Here is a 15,766-nt window from a genome sequence, read left to right as displayed (position 1 = left end):
GGTCACTCCCCGTCGTCGTAGGTGATGAGGTGGCAGAGTGCGGGCAGGTCGCCCGCGCTCAGTCTGGCGAGGACGTCGGGCAGCTCCGCGAACCGGGACGCGCCGGTGATCAGCGCGTCGAAGGCCGGATCGTCGAGCAGGTCCAGGGCGAGCGCCAGCCGGTCGGTGTAGCTGCGCCGTCCCCGCCGGGCGGGAGCGACCATGCCGACCTGACTGCTGCGTACGGTGAGCCGACCGGAGTGGAACGACCCGCCCAGCGACACCTGCACCGGGCGGTCGCCGTACCAGCTCAGTTCGATGACCGTGCCCTCCGGCGCGAGCAGGTCCAGGGCGTGTTGCAGGCCGGCGCCGGTGGCGCTGGCGTGCACGACCAGGTCCCGGTCGCCGCTGGCGTCGGCTGGTTGGGCGAACCCGACGCCGAGCGCGCCAGCCACCCCGGCCCGGCGAGTGTCGACGTCGACGAGTTCGACCTGCACGCCGGGGAACCGGGCGACCAGGGCGGCGACGCAGCAGCCCACCATGCCCGCGCCGATCACGGTGACCCGGTCGCCGACCAGCGGCGCGGCATCCCACAGCGCGTTGATCGCGGTTTCCACCGTGCCGGCGAGCACCGCCCGCGCGGGCGGCACCCCGTCCGGCACGGGCACCACGGCGGTGGCCGGCACGACGTAGGCGCTCTGGTGCGGGTGCAGGCAGAAGACCGTGCGTCCGAGCAACTCCGGCGGACCCTGTTCGACCTCGCCGACGCTGAGGTAGCCGTACTTGACCGGGCCGGGGAAGTCACCCTCCTGGAAGGGCGCGCGCATCGCGGCGTACTGGTCGGTGGGCACCCGGCCGGCGAAGACGAGCGTCTCGGTGCCCCGGCTGACCCCGGAGTAGCGGGCCCGGACCAGCACCTCGTCGGGGCCGGGCGTCGGCAGCGACACCGGCCGGATCTCCGCCGTGCCGGGCTCGCGCACCCAGCAGGCGTACGCCTCGCGGATCACCGTCGCACACCTCACCTCTACTCCCGGCCGAACAGCGCGGCCGTCCCCGGTCGGGTTGTCGATCATAAGCACGGAGGTACCGAGTCCACAGTTCAACGGTCTCCGGTGATCGGCCCAGGGCGCTGCCCGCCGTGCTGGCGACGCGTCACCGGTCCCGTGCCTCGACCGTGCTCAGCAGTCCGATGCCGCCCGGGGTGCCATCGCCTGTCCCGATTCGTTGATCACGGATCAGGGGGCGTTGGCTTTGGGGCATCCGCCGCCCTATGGTGGGGGCATGCCGTGGGTGACCTTCCGCTCGCCAGCCGTCACTGATGTGACGGCTGGCAGTGCTGTGCGCGTCGTGACGGTTGCGCGCGGCAAGGCGTGCATGGGCGTGCCGGTCGTCGGCGCCTTGTACATCGTGCCCACGCGCGGGACGTCGAGCCTGGCGCGCACCGGCCGAGGCCCTCCCGCGGAATCGTTGCATCCCAGAACGACCGCAGGGCGAAGCTACTCAAGCTTCGGCCCTTTTTCTTTCTCCTCGTCTTTGTGAAGGGCAGACCATGAGCATCGATCAACGCGCTGTCGAGCACGGCTGGCTGGCTGATCTACGAGCGTCCCTGACGGACGAATTCGCGACGCAGACGGCTCGGCTACGGGAACTGACCGAACTCAACGCGGACACCGGCGACCCGGGCGAGGCCCACACCCAGGCCGCTCTGCTGGTGGTCACCCGCCGCCACATCGAGCAGATCACCGGTGCACTGAGCCGGATCGCGGATGGCACCTACGGCGCCTGCGAGAGGTGCCGCGAGAGCATCCCGGCCGAGCGCCTCGAAGTCCTCCCGCACGCTCGCTTCTGCGTGCCGTGCCAGGAGAAGCACAAGGGGTGACAGCTGGGCTGGTGCGAACCCGCGTGGGCCGGACCGGAGGGGATCCGATCCGGCCCGCGCGGCCTGATCTCGTCTGCGGCCAGCCGGCCACTAAACGGACAAAAGCCCATTAACTGCACTTTTACCCCGATAGGCTCCCCTGGCACATTCGAACCAACGGGGGCGTGATGAGGATTTCCTGGTGGGGTAACCGCAGGTCACAGGCGGCGTCCATGGTCGCCGTGGCGGGCGTACTCGCCGTCAACGGTCTGCTGGCCCCGACGCCGGCCGAACCCCCGCCGAACCAGCGACTTGTCGCGGCCGAGGACATCGGGCCGGTCAACCCGGTCGCCGCGGCGCTGAGCTTCGGGGTGATGACCGAAGGCAACGCCGGTGTGGTCAACGACGAGAACGAGGGCACCCTCGCCGTCGGTGGTGACCTCACCTTCGGCAACTACCAGCTCGCCGGGGCAAGCGCCGGGGCGTTCGTCGTGCCGGGCGACGCCAACCCGACCGCGCTGGTCGTGGGTGGACGGGTGAACTTCGCCGGCAGCGTCGGCGGCAGCCGGCTCCAGGTGCTCAACAGCGGGTACGCCAAGGTCGCCAACCTGACCGGCACGTTCGTCCGGGACACCGACAACAACGGCGCCCAGGTCAACACCCGGATCCTGCCCTCGGACAACTACGACGCCGCACCTCGGGTCGAGTTGGTCACCCGGCAACCGGTCGCCAGCGTCGGGCCCGCCTCGCCGATCAACTTCGCCGGCGCCTTCACGACCTTCCGCGACACCACCGCAGGCCTGGCCACCTGCGACAACACGGTGGTGCTGCGAACACCGAACGGCGACGTGCTGCCCCGGCCGATCCCGGCCGGCAGCAACGCCGTGGTCACCCTGACCCCCGGTGTGACGAACGTGCTCAACCTCAGCGCGAGCGATCTGAACAACATTCAGACGCTGACCTTCGCCAGCCAGCCCACCGCGGACACTCCGCTGCTGGTCAACGTGGACACCAGCGGTGTCGGCAACGACTTCGGCTGGACCGCTGCGAACTTCTCCGGCATCGGCGGCCCGCAGGCGCGCTACATCCTGTTCAACTTCCCGACCGCCACCGCGCTCACCCTCACCCAGAACGCGGCCACGGTCGAGGGCACCATCTACGCCCCCAACGCCAGCCTCACCGACCTCTCGGCCAGCAACACCGAGGGCAGCGTCATCACCCGTACGCTGGACCACCGCGGCGGCGAGATCCACTACTTCCCGTTCAGCACCACGCTCGCCTGCGCGGGTGGCACCCCGGCGGACATCGAGCTGGTCAAGTCCTCGACCACCACGGTGATCACCAGCGTCGGCCAGCAGGTACCGTACTCCTTCCACGTGGTCAACACCGGCGGCGTCCCGCTCACCAACATCTCGGTCAGCGACACGCAGACCCCACCGTCGTCGAACGGCAACCTGGGCCCCATCACCTGCGCCGTCACCAGCCTCGCGCCCGGGGCACGGACCGCGTGCACCGCCACCTACACCGTCACCCAGGCCGACCTGGACAACAACGGGGTCACCAACGTGGCCACCGCCCGGGGCACTCCGCCAGGTGGTTCCCCGGTGGTCTCCGAACCGGAGACCCTGACCATCCCGGCGCAGGGGCTCACCGCCGCCGTCACCGTGGTGAAGTCGTCCATCACCGCGTCGATCGGCTCGGTGGGCCAGCAGGTGCCCTACCGCTACCTGGTCGCCAACACCGGCGGTCTGACCCTGACCAACATCGGCATCACCGACGTGCAGGCGCCCCCGTCGTCGAACACGAACCTGGGCCCGATCACCTGCCCGGTGACCACGCTGACCCCCGGCCAGACCACCACCTGCACCGCCACCTACACGGTGACCCAGGCCGACCTCGACAACAACGGGGTCACCGACACCGCCACCGCGCAGGGCACGCCGCCCAGTGGCACCCCGGTCACCTCGCCACCCTCGACGCTGACCATCCCCGACGCGGGTCTGACGCCGTCGATCGCGGTGACGAAGACCTCCACCACCGCCTCGATCACCACCGTCGGACAGCAGGTGCCGTACTCGTTCCACGTGGTCAACACCGGCGGACTCACGTTGACGAACATCAACGTCACGGACGTCCAGGCGCCGCCGTCGTCGAACGCGAACCTCGGGCCGATCACCTGTCCCGTCACCACCCTCGCCCCCGGCGCGCGGACCGGGTGCACCGCCACCTACACGGTCACGCAGGCCGATCTCGACAATGACGGGGTCACCAATACCGCCACCGCACACGGCACCCCGCCCGGTGGCGGCACGCCGGTGGACTCACCGCCCTCGACGCTGACCCTGCCGGAGACCGGCCTGGTCGCATCGATCGCGGTGGTGAAGACCTCCACCACCACCGCGATCACCACCGTCGGGCAGCAGGTGCCGTACGCGTTCCAGGTGGTCAACACCGGCGGGTTCACCCTGACCACCGTCGGCGTCACCGACGTGCAGACCCCGCCGTCGTCCAACGCCAACCTGGGGCAGATCACCTGCGCGGCCACCACCCTCGCCCCCGGCGCGCAGACCGCCTGCACCGCCACGTACACGGTCACCCAGGCCGACCTGGACTTCGGCTCGGTCCGCGACACGGCGACCGCGCAGGGCACCCCGCCCGGCGGCAGACCACCCGTGCAGTCGCCGCCGTCGACGTTGACGATCCGCACCGATGCGGTCTTCCCGGCCATCTCGCTGGTGAAGTCGTCGACCAGCGCGACCATCAGCTCGGTGGGCCAACAGGTGCCCTACCGGTTCCTGGTCGCCAACACCGGCGGCGTCACCCTGAACAACGTCAACGTCACCGACGTGCAGGCACCACCGTCGTCGAACGCCAACCTCGGGCCGATCACCTGTGCGAGCACCACCCTCGCCCCCGGTGAGACCACCGTCTGCACCGCCACCTACACCGTCACCCAGGCCGACCTCGATAACGACGAGGTGACCGACGTCGCCACCGCGCACGGCACCCCGACCGGCACGGACGAGCCGGTGGACTCGGACCAGTCCGTGCTGACCATTCCGGCGGCCGACGTCACGCCGTCGATCTCGGTGGTCAAATCGTCCACCACCACGTCGATCACCTCGGTCGGGCAGCAGGTGCCCTACCAGTTCCTCGTCATCAACAACGGGGGCGTCACGCTGACGAACGTCACCGTCACCGACGCGCAGACGCCACCCTCGTCGAACGCGAACCTCGGGCCGGCCACCTGTCCACAGACCACGCTCGCACCCGGTGCGGTGACGGCCTGCACCGCCACCTACACCGTCACCCAGGCCGATCTGGACAACAATGCGGTCGTCGACGTCGCCACCGCGCACGGCAACCCGCCGGGCAGTGACACTCCCATCGACTCCCCGCCGTCCACGCTGACGATCCCGCAAGCCGGACTGGTCGCCGCGATCACGGTGGTCAAGGTCTCCGAAACCGTCACGATCGGCGCGGTTGGGCAGCAGGTGCCCTACCGGTTCCACGTGGTCAACACCGGCGGGCTCACCCTGACCAACGTCACCGTCACCGACGTGCAGGCACCGCCCTCGTCGAACGCGAACCTCGGCCCGATCACCTGCGCGGCCACCACCCTCGCCCCTGGCGAGTCCACCGGCTGCGCCGCCACGTACACCGTCACGCAGGCCGACCTCGACAACGGCGGCGTCACCGACACCGCCACCGCACACGGGACGCCACCCGGCGGGCCGCCGGTGAACTCGCCGCCCTCGACGCTGACCATCCCCGAGGCGGGACTCATCGCCGACATCGAGGTGATCAAGTCGTCGACGACGGTGGCGATCACCGCGCCGGGGCAGCAGGTGCCGTTCACCTTCCTGGTGGTCAACACCGGTGGCCTCACGCTCACCGGCGTGACCATCATCGACACGGTGCTGCCGCCGTCCGACCGGGACGGGCTCGGGCCGATCACCTGCGGTCCGCAGAACACCCCGAACGGCGAGGTAACCCTGGCGCCGGGCGCGGACATCCAGTGCCGGGCGACCTACACGGTGAGCGCCGAGGACTTCGCCAGCACGGCACTGATCAACGTCGCCACCGCCACCGGCACACCACCGGTCGGAACGCCGCCGGTCTCCCCGCCGTCGTCGCTGGACATTCCGATCCCGCACCCGGAGATCGCCATCACCAAGGCGGTGACGCCCAGCGTGGTGTCCGCAGCCGGTGACACCGTCACGTACCAGTTCGTGGTGACCAACACCGGCAACACCTCGCTCAGCGCGGTGACGGTCGACGAGACCGAGTTCTCCGGCACCGGCACGCCCGGGGCGATCACCTGCGGCACGCCGCCGGTGGCCAGCGGCGACGTCACCCTGCCGGCCGGAGGAAGCACCACCTGTACGTCGACCTACACCGTCACCGCCGCCGACATCAGGGCCGGCAGGATCACCAACACCGCCGTCGCCGCCGGCACGCCGCCGACCATCCCCGGGCAACAACCACCGGGACCGGTACGCTCCGGACCGGCCACCGCCGAGGTCACGGCCACCCGGGGTGCGGCGATCACCGTGGTGAAGTCCAGCAGCACCGACAAGATCAGTCGGCCGGGCCAGCACGTGCCGTTCCGGTTCGTGGTGACCAACACCGGCCAGGTGGCGCTGACCGGTGTGACGATCACCGACACGCTGACCGCCCCGGCCTCGGCGGCCAACCTCGGGCCGATCACCTGCGGTCCGGAGCGGGCCCCGAACGGTTCCGTCACGCTGGCCGCCGGCGCTGCCGTGACCTGCACGGCGACGTACACGGTCAGCAAGGCCGACTACCACCACGGCTCGCTGCGCAACACGGCGACCGCGACCGGCACCCCGCCGGACGGGCCGGCGCCGGTCTCCCCCGAGTCCACCATCACCATCCCGGTGAAGGGCAAGCTCCCGGTGACCGGTACGTCCTTCCCGATGGGCGCTTGGATGGCTGCCGGCGTGCTGGCGGTGCTCCTCGGCGCCGCTCTGCTGCTGGTCGTCCGGCAGCGTAGGGCCCGCGCCTAGCGCGCAACGATCGCGAGGGTCGGACCGGAGGGGAACCGGTCCGGCCCTCGCGCCTTGTCACCACCAGCGGGCTCGCTCGGCGGCCAGGGCCACGAATGATGACCACGAGGTCGCTGACGTCGGGGTGTCCGGGCGACCTGGCTGCCCCGAATTCACTGATCGGGTGTGGATCACGCGGGTCGGGCTCGGACGTGCAATCGCTCCCCCTGTGGGCCGAAGAGGCTGAGGGCCTCGGCGACCCCGGGCCCGGGGTTGAGCACGAGGTGCGGGATGCGGGTGTCGAACTCGGCCACCTCGCCCGGGGCCAGGGTCAGGTCGCGGTCGCCGAGCAGCAGGCGCAGCCGGCCGGAGAGCACGTAGAGCCACTCGTACCCCTCGTGGGTCTGCGGGGTCCGCTCCCCCGCCGTCGGATCCGGCGGGAAGATCTGTTTGAACGCCCGCAGGCCCCCCGGTCGGCGGGTCAGCGGCAGGAACGTGATGCCGTGGATGACGATCGGCTTGGGGCGGACCCGGGGGTCGCCGGTGGCCGGCGCGTCCACCAGCTCGTCCAACGCCACCTGGTAGGCACGCGCCAACGGGAGCAGCAGCTCCAGGGTGGGCCGGCGACTGCCGGACTCCAGCCGGGACAGGGTGCTCACGGAGATGCCGGTCAGGTCGGCGAGCTGCGTCAGGGTGGTCCCGCGTTGGTGGCGCAGGGCGCGCAGTCGTGGGCCGACGGCCGCCAGCGCGGCAGTGTCCTCGTTTGCCATAACAGCAAGATTAGTTGCCACCTTGCCGGTGACGACGGATGGTGGGCTCAGCCGACGACGGCAGAGGGAGATAACGGTGGACGAGACATACGACGTGGTGGTGGTGGGCGGCGGCGCCGCGGGGCTCAGCGGAGCCCTGGCGCTGAGCCGGGCACGACGCTCGGTGCTGGTGATCGACGCCGGCGAGCCGCGCAACGCGCCCGCCGACCACGTGCACAACTACCTGGGACGGGAGGGGACGCCACCGGGCGACCTGCTCGCGGTCGGCCGGGCCGAGGTCGCCGGGTACGGCGGGCGGTTCCGCGCCGGACGGGTGGAGGCCGCGACCCGCGACGACGACGGGTTCCGGCTCGACCTCGACGACGGGAGCGCGGTGCGGGCCCGTCGGCTGCTGGTGGCCACCGGGCTCACCGACGAGCTGCCCGACGTGCCCGGCGTGGCCGAGCGGTGGGGCCGCGACGTGCTGCACTGCCCGTACTGCCACGGCTGGGAGGTCCGGGACCGGCGCATCGGCGTGCTGGCGACCGGACCGCTGGCGGTGCACCAGGCCGAGATGTGGCGACAGTGGAGTGCCAGCGTGCTGCTCCTGCTGCACGACGCCGCGGCGCCGGATGCGGAGACCGCCGAGCGGCTCGCCGCCCGGAGCATCGCGGTCGTGCCGGGTCCGGTCGCCGCGCTGGAGGTGACCGAGGACAAGCTGACCGGCGTACGGCTGGCCGACGGCCGGGTGGTGGCGCTGGACGCGGTGGTGGTCGCGACACGGCTGACTCCCCGCGCCAGCCTGCTGGTGGGGCTGGGCCTCGCGCCGGAGGAGGTGACGATGGGCGAGCACGTCATCGGCGCCCAGATCCCGGCCGACCCCACCGGCGCGACGAGCGTCCCGGGCGTCTGGGTGGCCGGCAACGTGGCCGACATCCGTGGCCAGGTGATCACGTCCGCCGCGGCCGGCCTCACCGCCGCCGCGGCGATCAACGCCGATCTCATCGCCGAGGACACCCGTGCGGCGGTGACCGCGTACCGCCAGGTGGTGGCCACGGCGTTCGAGGAGCCGGCGTGGGAGGAGCGCTACCAGTCCCGGCCCTCGGTGTGGAGCGGCCGACCCAACCCGCAACTGGTCGCCGAGGTCGCGGACCTGACGCCGGGGCGCGTGCTGGACGTGGGCAGCGGTGAGGGCGGCGACGCGGTGTGGCTGGCCGAGCGGGGCTGGCGGGTGACGGCGGTGGACATCTCCAGCACCGCGTTGAGCCGGGCCGCCACGCACGCCGACACCGTCGGCGTCGGCGACCGGATCGAGTTCACCCACGCCGACCTCCGCGACAAGCCACCCGCCGAGCAGGCGTACGACCTGGTGTCCGCGCAGTTCATGCACCTGCCCCCGGTGCAGCGGCGGGAGTTGTTCGCCCGGCTGGCCGAGGCGGTGGCGCCGGGAGGTCTTCTGCTGATCGTCGGGCACCACCCGTCGGATCTGTGGACGTCGGCGCGCCGGATGCACATGCCGGACATGATGTTCGCCGCGGAGGACGTGGCCGCCACCCTGGACCCGACGGTTTGGGAGGTGCTGACCGCCGAGGCCCGCCCCCGTCCGGCCACCGACCCGGACGGCGAGCCCCTCACCCTGCACGACGCGGTCCTGGTGGCCCGCCGCCGCTAGCCCGCCCGAAACCCGTCGATCATGGAGTGGTGGTGCCGGAATGATGGTGGTCCACGACCTATGTCAGCCGGCACCACTGCGCGATCGAGGCGGGAGCGGAGCGACACGGGACGGCGATACGAGACGTGGTGGGGCGGGACTTCGCATGTGCTGGGCTCGGCGGTAGCGTTGCGCCACACTGACGGCCCGCGGGGCAGGCGACCGCCCACCCGCACGCCCCCGATCGTACGGAGGATGGTGCATGTCCATCGGCGCTGAGCCGCACGCAGCACGCGACGATGCGGCCTCGCGGCCGAGCTTCGAGCTCGCCCTGCGCGGCTATGACAAACGCCAGGTGGACCGGCACCTGGAGCAGCTCGACGGCCAGATCACGATGCTGAGCGGCGAGCACGGCCGCTCGGCGGTCCGGGTCCGGGAGCTGACCGCCGAGGTGCAGCGGTTGCGCACCGAACTGGCCGAGATGCGGGAGCAACCAGTGCAGGTGGACCGCGCCTCGATCCACGATCTGGGTCCGATGGTCGCCGAGATCATGACGCTCGCGGACAAGCAGGCCGCGATGATCATCGAGTCGGCCACCGACCGGGCGAACGAGCTGCGCAGCGAGTCGGAGCGGATCCTCACCGACACCCGGGAGCGGGCCGCGCAGGCACGGCAGGACCTGTCCGAGGAGTTGGCGACCCGACGTTCCGAACAGGAGCAGGCGCACGAGGAGCGGCGCACGCTGGCCGAGGCCGAGTTGACCGCGATCCGCGAGCACGCCGAGCAGTTGCGCGCCGACGGTGAGGCCGCCCACGAGCGCGCCCAGCACGAGGCGAAACGGATCACCGAGCAGAGCGCCCAGCAGCTCAACCAGACCCGGGTCGCCGCCGACGCGCTGATGAAGTCGGCCCGTACCCAGATCCAGCAGGAACTCCAGTCGGCCCGCGCCAAGAACCAGCAGGAGATGGCCCAGTGGCAGGCCAGCGTGGAGCGGGAGGTCAACGAGCGGCGGACCGCCGCCGAGCAGGACATCGCCGAGCAGCAGGCCGCCACCGAGCAGGAGCTCGCCGAGCAGCGCAGCGCGACCGAGCAGCAGATCGCCGCTCTGCTGGCCGAGGCCGAGCAGCACGTCACCGAGTTGCGTAACCGGGCCGACGAGCAGGCTGCCAGTCACCAGGAGCAACTCACGGCCCTCCAGCAGGACATCGCGGAGCGCCGGCAGGAGGCCGAGGAGCTGCACGCCGAGCTGGACACCGCCCGCCAGCAGCTCGCGGAGATCCAGCAGGAGGGCGAGACGCTGGAGAACGAGCTGTCGCGGATGCAGCAGCGGCTCAGCGAGGTCCGCCGGGACCTCACCGCCGAGAGCGCCCGCCTGGAGGAGGCCCGTCGCGCCGGCGACTCCGCCGAGCGGCACGCCAAGGAGGTACGCGCCCGGGTGTTGGTCGAGGCAAAGCGGGTGGCCGAACTCGCCAGCGCCGCGGTCATGGCGGCAGCGGCCGGTGGTCCGGAGACCGCCGAGTACCCGATGGTGGGTGCCCGGTCCCACCTCGACCGGCCGAGCACCGACCGGCCCCTCGTCGACCGGCCCCTCGTCGACCGGCCCCTCGTCGACCGGCCCTTCGTCGATCGGCCCTTCGTCGATCGGGACGGTGGCGGGCGGGCCGACGGCGACCAACGCGGCGACGACCAGTCCGTTACCGATCAGTCGAGGGCCGACCGGTCCAGTGCCGACCGGTCCGATGCCAACCCGCCCGGTGCCGACCGGTCCGATGCCGACCCGTCCGAGGGTGAGCGCTCCGACCGGCCGATCACGGTGGACGAGCCGGTGGCCGCCTCCGCCGACCGGACGGCCGGCCAGGACGGGCACCTCCAGGAGCCCGAGCGGATCTTCACCCGGCCGGACGCCCCGACGCCCGTGCCGTTCCTCGCCTTCGGGCAGCCGATCAGCGAGAACGGAGCGGCCCGGCACTGACCTCGGCCACCGTCGTCCCGGGCCCGGAGCGAACTCGCACGGGCCCGGGACGGTCCGGTGGCCGTGTGAGTCGGCGCTCGTTCTCTTGCTCGCCGCACGGTGTGCCGCGTTGGGTAGGCGCATGGCTCTGATTGCGTACGACGGCGTGGACGCGGCCGCCTTCCAGGCGACCCGGCACCTGCGGGACGACGATCTCGGGACCTGGCGTACGGCGATCAGCCGGTACTTCGCGCCCCGGCCCGGGATGCGCCTGCTCGACCTCGGCTGCGGCACCGGCAGTTGGGCATACGCGTTCCGCACCTGGTGGCCCGAGCTGGGCGTCGTGGCGGTGGACCCCTCGGCGGCCATGCGCGAGTGTGCGGTGTTCCAGCCGGTCGTGCCGGGGGCCGCCGACGACCTGCCGTTGCGGGACGCAAGCCTCGACGGGGTCTGGCTCTCCACCGTGCTCCACCATGTACCCGACCTCGCTGCGGCTGCCCGAGAGATCCGGCGGGTGCTGAAACCGGGCGCGCCGGTGCTGATCCGGTCCGCGTTCGCCGGTCGGCACGAGGCGATCAGCCTGTTCCACTGGTTCCCGGAGGCCGTCGCGGTGCTGGACACCTACCCGAGCATCGCCGACGTCGAGGCCGCGTTCGCCACCGCCGGGTTCACGATCGCGGGCTGCGAACCGGTCGCGCAGGTGACTGCCCCGTCGATCGCCGACGCCGCCGCCGGACTTCGCCGCGAAGCGCACACTCCGCTGCAGTTGATCAGCGACGAGGCGTACGCGGCAGGCGTCGCCCGGTTGAACGCCGCCGCGCGAACGCCGTCCGGCCCGGTCATCGACGCGCTGGACCTGCTGGTGCTCCGCTGAGCCGCACCCCGGCCGCAGGCCGACGCCCGGCCTCACGAGGGAGGTTGGGCTGACCGAGCCAGATAGCTCCGCAGCTCCGCGACCTCCGCGGCGGTGAGGACGGGACTGAAGTCGAGGTGCTCGCTGGGGTGGATGGCGGTGCCGGAGCCGGCCACCGTGACGAACCAGGCGCCCTCGTGCCCGAACCAGTGCGCCTGCCCCGCTACCCCGAGGTCGGCGAGGTCGTCCGCGGCGGTGGACGCACCGGCCGAGACGATCCGCACCCACTGCCCGTCGCGCCCGTACGGCGGCTGCGGGATCTCCACCTCCAGGTGCTGGTCGGCGATCCGATCCGTCGGCACGTCGAACAGGCGCGCCGCGCCCTCGCGGGCCACCGTGCGCACCTCCCTCGTGCAGCGGGTGACGCCGACCTGCACCTCCCCGGCGGGTCCCTGGACAAGCACCGCGTAGGAGCGGTCCGACTCGTGGCGGACCCGTGCCCGCAACGACAGTGGGACGTCGGGGCTCTGGCGACCGCGGTACGCCAGGAAGTTGGTCACCGCTTCGCGAAAACCGTCAGGGTTCTCGACCCACGGCAGGTGGCCGGATCCGACGAGGCTCACGCGGTGGCTGTCGGTCAATGCCTGGTGCAGCGAGTCGACGGCCCAGCGGGGACGGATGTCCTCGGTGCCGTCGATGATCAGCACGGGCAGGTCGAGCGCACGGCACCGCGCCACCAGAGCGTCGTGGCGGAGTTCCTGCTTGACCTCGGCGTTGATGGTCCGGTTGCAGTCGTTGTTGATGCCCAGCCACGGGGTGGCCATGCGTTCGGCGTGCCGCAGCGCGTCGGCGTGGTCGGCGACGTCGGCCGACCATTGCAGGACCGCCCATTCGCGCTCCTCCTCGGGCGTGCGGGTGCGGGCACCGAGCGTTTCCCACCGGTTTAGATGCTGCCCGAGCCGCAGCCTCAGATTCCGCTTGTAGTGCGGGTGCCAGCCGCGATCGGGGTCGATGCCGGTCCCGGACACGTAGATCAGATGGCTGACCCGTTCGGGGTGTTCGATGGCGTACCGCAGCGCCAGGTGCGCTCCCCACGAGTGGCCGAGCAGGGCCATTCGTGGTCCGACCAGTTGGTCGCGTACCGCGTCGAGGTCGGCCACGGAGCGGGCGACGGCGTACGGCCCGCATCGCTGCGAGCGTCCGCAGCCGCGCTGGTCCCATCGGATGGTGCGGACACGGTCGTCGAGCAGCCGGGCGACCGGGCCGAAATAGTCCCACAGGCCCGGACCACCGTGACAGAGCACCAGCGGCGGCCCGGTGCCGGACTGTTCGGCCCACAGGTGGCGGTTGTCGTCAGTGCGCACGACCAGGCCCATGGGCGACACCCTATGGCGGCCGGCGTGGCTTGCGCTTTCCGCGAGGTCGGCTCGACCTGCCCGGCGAACCCGCGAAATCTCGCCCATCGACATGGGCTGACCTGGGACGATTCTGCGCGGAACAGGGTCGCCGGCCTGCTCGGAACTGGCAGGCTGGGCTGGCCGCCGCGCACCAGCCGTGGCCGCCGGCCTGCCCGGTGACCGAGAGGAGCGCCCGGTGACCGACCAAGCGGAGGAGTTCGACCTGCTCGTCGTGGGCGGCGGCAAGGCCGGGAAGACGTTGAGCATGGACGTCGCCCGCTCCGGGCAACGGGTCGCCACGGTCGAACGGGGCATGATCGGCGGCAGCTGCATCAACGTCGCGTGCATCCCGACGAAGGCCCTGGTGACCAGCGCACGGGCGGCGCGCCTGCTCCGTGACGCGTCCGCGCTCGGCCTGACGGTCGACGGCGGCCGGGTCGACGTTGACCTGCTGCGCGCGCACAAGCAGGACGTGGTCGAGGGGATGGTGGCCGCCAACCGGCAGCAGTTCCTCGACTCCGGCCTGCACCTGGTGGTCGGCGAGGCCCGGTTCGTCGGCCCCCGGACCGTGCGGGTGTCCCTCGCCGACGGCGGTGAGCGGCTGCTGCGCGGCGACGACGTGGTGATCAACACGGGTACGCGTCCGCATCTGCCCTCGGTGCCCGGGATGGCCGAGGCCGGGGTGCTGACAAGCGACGAGCTGCTGCGCCTGGATCGGCTGCCGGCCCGGCTGGTGGTGCTCGGCGGCGGCACCGTCGGGGTGGAGTTCGCGCAGATGTTCGCGTCGTTCGGCAGCGCGGTGACGCTTGTCGAGGGCGGCCCGAGGCTGCTCCCCCGGGAGGATCCCGACGTGAGCGACGCGGTGCTGCGCGTCTTCCTGGACGACGGCATCGACGTCCGCGTCGGCATCGCCGTCGCCCGCGTCGACCGGGACGTCGACGGCACGCTCCGGGTGACACTTGACGACGGCAGCCTGGTGACCGGGGACGACGTGCTGGTGGCGGCCGGCCGGGAACCGGTCACCGACTCCCTCGACTTGGACGCGGCCGGCGTACGCCGCGACGAGCGCGGCTTCGTGCTCGTCGACGAGCACCTGCGCACCAGCGCCGAGCGGACCTGGGCGGCCGGCGACGTCGCCGGCAGCCCGCAGTTCACCCACGTCTCGCTGGACGACTACCGGATCATCCGCGCCAACCTCGCGGGTGGGGAACGCAGCACCGCCGACCGGCTGATCCCGTACACCGTCTTCACCACACCGGAGCTGGCCCGGGTCGGGCTCACCGAGACCGAGGCGCGCCGCGCCGGTCACGACATCCAGGTCGCCCACCTGCCGGTCTCCGCGATCCCCCGGGCTCGCACCCTGCGCCAGACCGAGGGCATGTGGAAGGCGGTCATCGACACCAGCACCGACCGGATCCTCGGCGCGGCGCTGCTCGGCGCCGAGGCCGGAGAGGTGATCACCTCGGTGCAGCTGGCCATGCTCGCCGGAATGCCGTGGACCGCCCTGCGCGACGCGATCATCACCCACCCGACCATGACCGAGGGGCTCAACCTGCTCTTCGCCTCGCTCACGTCCCGCCCGGTCCGCTGAGCGCCGCGCCTTCCGTCGGAGCGCTCACACAGCTTGCCTATCCGGCGGCTTGCCCCTTCGAGCCCAGCCCACGAAACGGTCGAACAACTCGCGCGGGCTGGGTCCGTTCGACGGGTCCAGATGGTGGATGTCCTGGGCGGCCTCGCAGAACATGGTGGCCAGATAGATGGTCAACCCCGACGGGTTGCCGCCGAACTCGGCCATGAGCCGCAGCCGTGCCTCGCGGCAGGGCCAGTGTTGTCCGTCTGCCCGGCAAGACCACAGGGGGCGCAGCGGGATGTGCGGTGTTTCGCCGTCCGCCGCCGGACCATCGGGCTGCCGACCAGACAGGTGTACGGGTCGAGCGCTCACCGTTGACCGGCGAGGTTCGCCCGGATGGCCGAGGCGAGCACCTGGTGCTCGAAGCAGGATCCGGTGCCGCAGTCAGGTGGGTCGTGCCGCACGCACGCGTGGCCCTGGACCCACACCCGGCCGCTGATCTCGTCCGGGCGAATGGCCACCACGGTCACGAGTTCGTCCCACCGCGCGGCTGTGGTGGGCTCGGGGAACCACTCCCCGGCCAGCAAGAACAGCTTCGTTCCGGCGGGGACCTCGCTTGATCGGCACATCGCGTCCACCCCAAGGGTTGCGTGGTGGCCGACAAGAACACGAACCCCGTCGGCCACCACAACCAGCGGCTACGACAGATCACGCCCCGTCCGGCAGCGATCCGCCGCGCCCATTCGAGC

Annotated in this window: 11 protein-coding genes; 6 read left to right on the top strand and 5 right to left on the bottom strand. The window is 71.7% G+C overall.

The window, feature by feature from the left end; all coding sequences use genetic code 11:
• Positions 1-2 precede the first annotated feature (2 nt).
• A complete protein-coding gene (locus ACFYPM_RS15750; RefSeq protein ID WP_387196570.1) occupies positions 3-986 on the bottom strand; it encodes a dehydrogenase in 984 nt (327 codons plus the stop codon).
• A gap of 542 nt (positions 987-1,528) precedes the next feature.
• Here ACFYPM_RS15750 and ACFYPM_RS15745 point away from each other — a divergent pair.
• Together ACFYPM_RS15745 and ACFYPM_RS15740 are read left to right on the top strand one after the other, a co-directional pair.
• Entirely contained in the window at positions 1,529-1,858 is a 330-nt protein-coding gene (locus tag ACFYPM_RS15745) for a TraR/DksA family transcriptional regulator (RefSeq protein WP_387196567.1), read from the top strand.
• Positions 1,859-2,070: 212 nt separating this feature from the next.
• Positions 2,071-6,867: a collagen-binding domain-containing protein gene (locus tag ACFYPM_RS15740; RefSeq protein WP_387196564.1), complete on the top strand. Its 4,797-nt coding sequence runs from the start codon at positions 2,071-2,073 to the stop codon at positions 6,865-6,867.
• A 170-nt stretch (positions 6,868-7,037) separates the two neighbouring features.
• Here ACFYPM_RS15740 and ACFYPM_RS15735 read toward each other — a convergent pair whose 3' ends face one another.
• The gene (locus ACFYPM_RS15735; RefSeq protein WP_357253236.1) at positions 7,038-7,616 is read right to left on the bottom strand and encodes a helix-turn-helix domain-containing protein; all 579 of its coding nucleotides are present in this window, start codon (positions 7,614-7,616) and stop codon (positions 7,038-7,040) included.
• Between the two features lie 76 nt (positions 7,617-7,692).
• Here ACFYPM_RS15735 and ACFYPM_RS15730 point away from each other — a divergent pair, with 76 nt between their 5' ends.
• The 3 genes from ACFYPM_RS15730 (at position 7,693) to ACFYPM_RS15720 (ending at position 12,071) form a co-directional block, all read left to right on the top strand.
• Positions 7,693-9,267, top strand: coding sequence for an FAD-dependent oxidoreductase (locus ACFYPM_RS15730; RefSeq protein WP_387196561.1), 1,575 nt, complete (start codon positions 7,693-7,695; stop codon positions 9,265-9,267).
• A gap of 241 nt (positions 9,268-9,508) precedes the next feature.
• The gene (locus ACFYPM_RS15725; protein WP_387196558.1) at positions 9,509-11,218 is read left to right on the top strand and encodes a DivIVA domain-containing protein; all 1,710 of its coding nucleotides are present in this window, start codon (positions 9,509-9,511) and stop codon (positions 11,216-11,218) included.
• A 121-nt stretch (positions 11,219-11,339) separates the two neighbouring features.
• On the top strand, positions 11,340-12,071 hold the full coding sequence (locus ACFYPM_RS15720; RefSeq protein WP_387196555.1) for a class I SAM-dependent methyltransferase: 732 nt from the start codon (positions 11,340-11,342) through the stop codon (positions 12,069-12,071).
• Between the two features lie 32 nt (positions 12,072-12,103).
• Here the strand turns inward: ACFYPM_RS15720 and ACFYPM_RS15715 are convergent, their stop codons facing one another.
• Entirely contained in the window at positions 12,104-13,426 is a 1,323-nt protein-coding gene (locus ACFYPM_RS15715) for an alpha/beta fold hydrolase (protein ID WP_387196552.1), read from the bottom strand.
• A gap of 217 nt (positions 13,427-13,643) precedes the next feature.
• Between ACFYPM_RS15715 and ACFYPM_RS15710 the strand changes: the two genes are divergently transcribed.
• Positions 13,644-15,038 (top strand): dihydrolipoyl dehydrogenase family protein, encoded by a 1,395-nt coding sequence (locus ACFYPM_RS15710; protein ID WP_387196549.1) that lies wholly within the window; start codon positions 13,644-13,646, stop codon positions 15,036-15,038.
• 24 nt (positions 15,039-15,062) lie between these two features.
• Here the strand turns inward: ACFYPM_RS15710 and ACFYPM_RS15705 are convergent, their stop codons facing one another.
• Both ACFYPM_RS15705 and ACFYPM_RS15700 read right to left on the bottom strand, forming a co-directional pair.
• A complete protein-coding gene (locus ACFYPM_RS15705; protein ID WP_387196546.1) occupies positions 15,063-15,242 on the bottom strand; it encodes a hypothetical protein in 180 nt (59 codons plus the stop codon).
• Between the two features lie 143 nt (positions 15,243-15,385).
• Positions 15,386-15,646, bottom strand: coding sequence for a hypothetical protein (locus tag ACFYPM_RS15700; RefSeq protein WP_387196543.1), 261 nt, complete (start codon positions 15,644-15,646; stop codon positions 15,386-15,388).
• Between the last annotated feature and the right edge of the window lie 120 nt (positions 15,647-15,766).

The sequence above is a fragment of the Micromonospora sp. NPDC005203 genome, assembly GCF_042872705.1.
Classification (GTDB): Bacteria; Actinomycetota; Actinomycetes; order Mycobacteriales; family Micromonosporaceae; genus Micromonospora.
Note: the sequence above shows the minus strand (reverse complement) of the source record. Positions and strands in the feature narration are given on the sequence as shown.

Excerpts from the sequence above, each read along its gene's own strand:
- ACFYPM_RS15700 (WP_387196543.1), bottom strand. The coding sequence starts at position 15,646 with ATGTGCCGATCAAGCGAGGTCCCCGCCGGAACGAAGCTGTTCTTGCTG.
- ACFYPM_RS15720 (WP_387196555.1), top strand. The coding sequence starts at position 11,340 with ATGGCTCTGATTGCGTACGACGGCGTGGACGCGGCCGCCTTCCAGGCG.
- ACFYPM_RS15740 (WP_387196564.1), top strand. The coding sequence starts at position 2,071 with ATGGTCGCCGTGGCGGGCGTACTCGCCGTCAACGGTCTGCTGGCCCCG.
- ACFYPM_RS15715 (WP_387196552.1), bottom strand. The coding sequence starts at position 13,426 with ATGGGCCTGGTCGTGCGCACTGACGACAACCGCCACCTGTGGGCCGAA.
- ACFYPM_RS15725 (WP_387196558.1), top strand. The coding sequence starts at position 9,509 with ATGTCCATCGGCGCTGAGCCGCACGCAGCACGCGACGATGCGGCCTCG.
- ACFYPM_RS15705 (WP_387196546.1), bottom strand. The coding sequence starts at position 15,242 with ATGGCCGAGTTCGGCGGCAACCCGTCGGGGTTGACCATCTATCTGGCC.
- ACFYPM_RS15735 (WP_357253236.1), bottom strand. The coding sequence starts at position 7,616 with ATGGCAAACGAGGACACTGCCGCGCTGGCGGCCGTCGGCCCACGACTG.
- ACFYPM_RS15745 (WP_387196567.1), top strand. The coding sequence starts at position 1,529 with ATGAGCATCGATCAACGCGCTGTCGAGCACGGCTGGCTGGCTGATCTA.